7 protein-coding genes are annotated in these 7103 nt (G+C 69.7%); 1 reads left to right on the top strand and 6 read right to left on the bottom strand.

Features of this window, described 5'->3' with window-relative positions:
- A partial coding sequence (locus G3N96_RS36735) for a response regulator (RefSeq protein ID WP_206140273.1) occupies positions 1-398 on the bottom strand: 398 nt, incomplete at its 3' end.
- Between the two features lie 347 nt (positions 399-745).
- Here G3N96_RS36735 and G3N96_RS36730 point away from each other — a divergent pair.
- Positions 746-1777: a sigma-54 dependent transcriptional regulator gene (locus G3N96_RS36730; protein WP_241023003.1), complete on the top strand. Its 1032-nt coding sequence runs from the start codon at positions 746-748 to the stop codon at positions 1775-1777.
- Between the two features lie 22 nt (positions 1778-1799).
- Here G3N96_RS36730 and G3N96_RS36725 read toward each other — a convergent pair whose 3' ends face one another.
- The 5 genes from G3N96_RS36725 to G3N96_RS36705 form a co-directional block, all read right to left on the bottom strand.
- Positions 1800-2750 carry a glycosyltransferase gene (locus G3N96_RS36725; protein WP_206140272.1) on the bottom strand — a complete coding sequence of 317 codons (951 nt, stop codon included), beginning with the start codon at positions 2748-2750 and terminating at the stop codon, positions 1800-1802.
- On the bottom strand, positions 2740-3825 hold the full coding sequence (locus tag G3N96_RS36720; protein ID WP_206140271.1) for a glycosyltransferase family 9 protein: 1086 nt from the start codon (positions 3823-3825) through the stop codon (positions 2740-2742). Before G3N96_RS36720 ends, G3N96_RS36725 begins: the two co-directional genes overlap by 11 nt.
- Positions 3822-4823 (bottom strand): glycosyltransferase, encoded by a 1002-nt coding sequence (locus G3N96_RS36715; protein ID WP_206140269.1) that lies wholly within the window; start codon positions 4821-4823, stop codon positions 3822-3824. Before G3N96_RS36715 ends, G3N96_RS36720 begins: the two co-directional genes overlap by 4 nt.
- Positions 4820-6565 (bottom strand): carbamoyltransferase C-terminal domain-containing protein, encoded by a 1746-nt coding sequence (locus tag G3N96_RS36710; protein WP_206140267.1) that lies wholly within the window; start codon positions 6563-6565, stop codon positions 4820-4822. Before G3N96_RS36710 ends, G3N96_RS36715 begins: the two co-directional genes overlap by 4 nt.
- 3 nt (positions 6566-6568) lie before the next feature.
- Positions 6569-7103: glycosyltransferase family 9 protein (locus tag G3N96_RS36705; protein ID WP_241023002.1), on the bottom strand; the 535-nt coding region annotated here is incomplete at its 5' end.

The raw sequence follows: 7103 nt of genomic DNA, 5'->3' as shown, positions 1-7103 counted from the left end.
TGCAGTTCGGAGCGCAGCTCGGCGATCTCTTCATGCAGCGCGGTGGTGCGCGGCACGCGCGCGAAGATGCTGTTCAACCGCTGCATGTTCAGCGGCTTCACCAGGTAGTCGGTCGCGCCGCGCCGCAGTGCGTCGATCGCGGTTTCGAGGCTCGCGTGGCCGGTGGTCAGCACCATTTCGCAGTGCGCGCGCTTCGGCAATGCATCGAACAGGTCCATCCCGTTGCCGTCCGGCAGCACGAGATCGCACAGCACGAGATCGGGGGTATGCGTCGACACGAGCGTGCGCGCTTCCTCGAGCGTCGCGGCCGTGTCGCACGCAAGCTGCTGCGTGCGGGCGAGCGTCGCGAGCATGGCGCGCGTATCGGCATCGTCTTCGACGATCAGGACATAGGGCATCGAGGCTCCTCGTGAAGCGGCCCGACCCCCTGCATGGCCGGCACCGCGACGGACGCGCAGCGCATTGTCTCCGCCTCGTTTCGCGGCGGCACGCGCCGCGCTGCGCATGATCGGACGGGCGAGCGTTCCTGCCCGGGATGCAACGCTTAGCAGTATAGAAGAATGGTGTCGTGCATTCTCCGCCTATCGAATAAATCTATCCGGCCGCGCGGCCCGCATTGCAGATTCAATGTCTCAATGCCGCCATAACAGGTATTCTCGGTATAGGAAAACGGTGACGCATGCCACGTCATTTTTTCACCTGGTCTCGACGCATTCGTTCAAATCTTCCCACTCGGTATCACACCATGTCGAAATCCGTCGATGACGGCATGCGGCTTTTCGGCCGCTCGCGTACGATCCAGACCCTGTTGCTGAAGGTGTCGCGCGTGGCCGTGACGCGCGTCGGCGTGCTGATCGTCGGCGAAAGCGGCGCGGGCAAGGACATCGTCGCGCGGCTCCTGCACGACATGAGCCCACGCCGCCGCGGGCCGTTCGTTCCCGTCAATTGCGGCGCGATTCCGCACGACATCGCGGAATCGCATCTGTTCGGTCACGAGAAAGGCAGTTTCACCGGCGCCGTCGCGCAGCATGTCGGCATGTTCGAGGCCGCACGCGGCGGCACGCTGTTTCTCGACGAAATCGCCGAAATGCCGGCCGAGCTGCAGGTCAAGCTGCTGCGCACGCTCGAGTCGAACACGATCGTGCGGGTCGGCGGCCACGAATCGATCCCGCTCGACGTGCGGATCGTCGCCGCCACCCATCACGACCCGGTCGAGGCCGTGCGCAGCGGGCGGCTGCGCGAGGACCTGTTCTACCGGATCGCGACGGTCGCGCTGCACGTGCCCGCGCTCCGGCAGCGCGAGGACGACGTCGACGATATCGCGCTGCAGATCGTCGAGCGGCTGAATGCGCGGCACCGCACGAGAAAGCGGCTGTCCATGCAGGCGATGAAGGCGTTGCGCACCTATACGTGGCCCGGCAACGTGCGCGAGCTGCGCAATACGCTCGAGCGCGCGTTCATCCTCGCCGACGAGCAGATCGAGTTGCAGTTGCCGCGCCGTGCGCCGCCGCGCGACGAATGTCGTCACAACGCGATCACGCTGCATATCGGCACGACGCTCGCGCACACGCAGCAGCGCTTCATCGTCGCGTCGCTGCGGCATTTCAACGGCGACAAGCCGCGCACCGCAAAAGCGCTCGGCATCAGCCTGAAGACGCTGTACAACCGGCTCGCGCTCCTGCCCGAACATGAACGGGAGGCGTTTCGCGGAACCGGCACGTCGAACGTGCCGACCCCGTCGAACGTGCCGACCCCGCCCGACGCACCGACGCCCTGAGCCCGCTCGGCACGCGTGCGGCTCAGGTCGCGACGTCGTGCAACGCCGCGTCCCAGTCGCGCACGAACCGCTCGATGCCGAAGCGCTCGCACGCGTCGCGTCGCGCGGCGGCGCCCCACTCGCGTGCGAGATCGGGATCGCGGATCAGCATGCGCATCGCATCGATCAGCACGGCCGGCCGCGTATCGGCCATGCCGTTGCGGCCGCTGCGGACGAGCAGCGCCATCTCGGTCGTCGCGAGCGCGACGATCGGCATCCCGATCATCATCGCCTCGATCACCGCGAGCCCGAGGCTCGTATAGCGGATCGGATTGAAGAAGAACCGGTAGTGCGACAGGAAGTGCGGGAGTGCCGGGTTCGGCACCTCGCCGATCCCGCCCAGCTCGGCCGAGCCCATCCCGACCAGTTCGAGCGGCACGCTGTGACGCGCGGCCTCGAACAGGTCGGCGCCCAGCCGACGCCCCCGGCGCGCCAGGTTGTTCACGACCGTCACGCCTTTCGGCAACGTCCCGTGATACGCGACGTGGTCGGGCATCAGCACGCCGTGCTCGATCACACGCGTCGGCGTCACGCCGTTGTCCCACATCAGCGCGTTGAACGGCGTCACGTGCACCAGCAGCACGTTCGGATCCTGCACCGGATGCAGCGTATCGGTCGGATGCCCGCGCGGCGGATCGTGCTCGACGAACAGGGTCGGCAACGCACGCTGGTCGTCGCTCAGCAGCCGCAGGCGGTCGTGCTCGTAATGCTTCTGATGCTGGTACAGCACGCAGTCGAATGCGGTGTCGCGCACGCACTCCGCCGGCACCTCGTGCACGTTGTCGCCCCAGGGCAGGTGCCCGACGCGGCCCGCATAGCCGGGCGGATCGTGCGGCTTCGTCACGATGAAAAAATCGTGCGGCGCCTGCGACAGGTAATACAGGTAGTTGCCATGCACGTGCCAGGTCAGCACGCGCAGCCGCTTACGTGACATGACGCCTCTCCTCCGCCAGCAGTTCGCCCGCCTGCTCGATCACGTCGCCGACACCGATCGCCATCGCGCATTCGTGTCCGTACGGGCACGTGTCGAACATGCACGGCCGGCACGCCGGATAGTTCGCGAGGACGCGATGTCGCGCGCTGTCGAGCGGCGCCCAGCGGGCCGTGTCGCTGCCGCACGCGACGATCACGCTCGGCGTGCCGAGCGCCGCCGCGACGTGCGACACGCCCGTGTCGTTGCACAACACCAGCCGTGCGCGTCCGATCAGCGCGGCAAGCGCGCCGAGCGGCGTGCGGCCGCACAGGTTCACGCAGGGCCGCGCGAGGTGCTCGGCGAACGCATCGGCCAGCGCCCGTTCCGCGCGCGTGCCGGTCAACACGATCTGCCAGCCGTCGTCGGCGAGCTGCCGTGCGGCGAGCGCGAAGCGCTCGACCGGCCAGCGCCGCGACGCCATCCGCGCGCCGGGATGCACGATCACGTAACGCCCCGGATCGAGCGCATGCTCGTCGCACAGCACGTGCCACAGCGCGTAATCCAGGCCGCCGAGCGGGAATTCGAGGTAGTCGCCCCATGCCGCATAGCCGAGCGCGCGCATCAGCGCCAGGTAACGCGTGACTTCCGGCTCGTCGTCCCGCCACGCGAGCGTGTGGTCGAGCCGGGTCGCGCCACCGTCGGCCGGCACGAAGCCGGCCGTGCGCGTGGCCCCGAGCGACGCGACGATCGCGTTGGTGTGCGTGCCGCTGCCGTGCAGCTGGATCGCGAGGTCGAAATCCCGCGCGCGGCACTCGGCGACGAACGCCTCACGGGCGGCTGCGTCGGGCACCGGTTGCTCGTCGAGCCCCGGCGCACCGGGAAACGCGATGAAACCGTCGAGGTAGTCCGAGAAGCGCGACGCAAACTCGCGCGCCCACGGCAGCCCGATCAGCGTGATCCGCGCGTCGGGTTCACCGCGCCGCAGCGCGCGCAACGCGGGCACCGCGCACAGCATGTCGCCGAGCTGCAGCGCACGGAACACCGCGATGCGCGTCGGGCGCCGCACGCGCGCGAAATCGGCAGGTTCGGTCGTCATAGGAACAGGACCCGGAAATGAAGCGCGCCGCGCATGCGCCAGTACAGCGACACGGGCGGAATCGCGATGGACGTGACGATCATCTCGGCAACGTGCGACGGCGTGAGCCGCGTGCCGCGCAAGCGTTTCACGCAGAACGCCGCCGTCAACACGGCCCAGGCCGACGCGCATGCGACGCCCGGCGCCGGCCACCCGGCCGCGAAGCACACGATCGCGCCGAGCGCGGCGAGCACCGCCGCGTAGTAATGCCACGGCGGCACCGGCCGGATATGGCGGCGGTAGGTCGCACGGTGCTTCTTGTACAGCAGCGCGTCGAAATAGACCTTCGACTGCTGGCCGATGCTCGCGCCCCAGCGCGCCGGGCGCACCGGATGCACGATGCACGCCGCGTCGGCGCCAACGATCGGCCCCGCGTGTTCGCGCAACGCGAACATCAGGTCCGCGTCCTCGCGCCAGGCGCGGGTGAAGCGTTCGTCGAAGCCGCCGACCCGTTCGAGCGCCCCGCGCCGCACGAAACAGTTCGCCGTCGCGAACTCCGCATGCGCGAGGCCGGCCGCGTCGCGTTCGTAGTCGGTCGGGTGCGGCCGCAACGGCACGTCGATGCGGCCCGCGGCGGCGGATGCGGACGGTTCGGCCAGCAACGCGGCCGTGCCGTGGCGCAGCCACGCCGGATCGGGAATCGTGTCGTCGTCGGTGAACGCGATCAACGCGCCGCACGCGCTGCGCCAGCCGACGTTGCGCGCACCGGCCGGCCCCTGCGTGGCGGGCGCGGTCATGTAGCGGATCGCCGGCACGTCGGTCACGCGCGCACGGCACCGCTCGACGACCGGCCGCGCGCTGCCGGCGGCGTCGTCGTCGACCACGATGATCTCGTAGGCCGTCGGGTCGAACACCTGCACGCACAGTGCATCGAGGCAGCGTTCGAGCAGGTCGGGCCGCCGGTAGGTCGGCACGACGACCGACACGACCGGCGGCCGTTGCGTGTCGCGCGCGTTCATCTCGGTTTCTCCAGCAGGAACGAACCGATCACGAGCGCGTCGAGCGGCGACGTCCAGAAGCATTCGAGCGCGTCGCGCGGCGTGCAGACGATCGGCTCGCCCCGGGTATTGAACGACGTGTTGACGAGCACCGGCACGCCGGTGAGCCCGTCGAACTCGGTCAGCAGCGCGTGCAGCAGCGGATGCTGGGTCTCGTCGACGGTCTGCACGCGCGCGGTGCCGTCGATATGGCGCACGGCCGGAATCGTCGCCTCGGCGCCGGGCGCGACGTCGTACACGAACAGCATGAACGGCGCGCGCAGCGGCGTACGCCGTCCGCCGCGAAACCAGTGATGGGCCTTGCTTTCGAGCACGACCGGCGCGACCGGCCGAAAGTCCTCGCGATCCTTGATCTGGTTGAGCTTGCGCTGCATGTCCGGGTCGGTCGGCGACGCGAGGATCGAGCGTGCGCCGAGCGCGCGCGGGCCGAACTCCATGCGCCCCTGGAACCAGCCGATCACGCGGTTCGCCGCGAGCAGCGCGGCCGTTTGCGCGGCGACGTCGGCCAGCCGCCGGTACGGCAGCTGGGCGTCCTTCAGGAACGCCTCGATCGCGTCGTCGCCATACGACGGCCCGAGATACGCATGATCCATCCGCCATGCGCCGCGCTCGCCGCGCATCCGGAAGTCGGTCCACAGCGCCGCGCCGAGCGCGGTGCCGGCGTCGCCGGCGGCGGGCTGCACCCACACGTCGTCGAACGGGCCGCGATCGCGGATCTTCGCGTTCATCACGCAGTTCAGCGCGACGCCGCCCGCCATCGCGAGCTGCCGTTCGCCGGTGCCGGCGGCCAGCCAGTCGACCGCCTGCAACGCCGTTTCTTCCAGCACGAGCTGCAACGCATGCGCGATGTCGCAGTGATGCGGCTCGATCGGGCCGCCGCGTTCGCGCGGCGGGCCGAACAGCGCGACGAGATCGCCGTCGAGGACCGCGTAGCGTCCGTCGCCGTCGTAGCGCACCAGCTTGCGCATCGCGTCGGCGAACACCGGCTTGCCGTACGACGCGAGCGCCATCACCTTGTACTCGTCGGACGAATGCAGGAAGCCGAGGTAGCGCGTCACGCGTTCGTACAGCAACCCGAGCGAATGCGGCAGGTTCACCTGGCCGAGCCGCCGGTACGACCGGCCGTCGAACGCGCCGTAGCTCGTCGTCGCACGCTCGCCGCGCCCGTCCATCGTCATCACCGCGCAGCGCGCGTACGGCGCCGCGAGAAACGCGCTCGCCTCGTGCGCGAGATGGTGCTCGACGAAATGCCAGCGGAACGGCCCGTCGTGCGTGACACCGCGAAAACGCCGCTGCAGGTGGTGCGGCGCGCCGCCCGCGAGCTGGCGCGGCGCGTTCACGATCGACGACAGGAACAGCGGATGCCATGGCGACGCGCCGCCGTTGCGCGGCGCATGCGCTGACGGCGAAAGCGGCAAGGTCAGCGACGGCTCGGCCGTGTCACGGTCGAGCTCGAACCACGGATCGTACGAATACGCGACGTGGTCGACGTCCGCGAGCGCGATGCCGGCCTCCGCGAGACAGTAGTCGATCGCATGGTAGGGCAGCTCCCAGGTCGAGAACGGTACCGGGCGCTTCGCGTGCTTCACGTGCGTGAAGCGTTCGTCCTCGGCGGCCGCGATCACGACGCCGTCGCGCACGAGGCACGCGGCACTGTCGTGAAAGGCGGCGTTGATGCCGAGCGTATGGATCGGTTCGGGCATGCGTCAGCTCCTCGTGATGGCGGGCGAGAACGGAATCACGTTCGACGGGCTCGCGTCGACCGGTCCGTCACCCTGCATGGCGGCCCGCACGGCCGCCCGCCGCGCATGGCGCATGCGGCCGCGCAGCAGCGCGTGCACGGCGGCGACCGCATCGTCGACGCTCACCTCCCGCAGGCACGGATGGCCGGGTTGATCGCACACGCTGCGGTAGCAGTTGCGGCACGGCACGTCGACGTTCAGCACCCGGTGCGGCACCCGCCACGGCGTGTGCTGCGGATTGGTCAGCGCATAGAGATCGACCACCGGCGTGCCGAGCGCGGCCGCGAGATGCACCGGGCCGGAATTGTTCGACAGCAGCAGGTCGGCCGTCTCGATCAGCGCGCCGAGTTCGCCGAGCGACAGCACGCCCGCCAACGGCACCGCGCGCGGGCCCGCGCGGGCGCACACCGTGTCGACCAGCGCGCGCTCGCTCTCGCTCCCCGTCACCGCGATGCCGTCGAACAGCGGCGCGACGCTCGCGGCCACCTCGCCGAAGCGA

The sequence above is a fragment of the Burkholderia sp. Se-20373 genome, assembly GCF_017104705.1.
In the GTDB taxonomy this organism is placed as follows: domain Bacteria; phylum Pseudomonadota; class Gammaproteobacteria; order Burkholderiales; family Burkholderiaceae; genus Burkholderia.
This window is presented reverse-complemented; position numbering and strand designations above follow the sequence as displayed.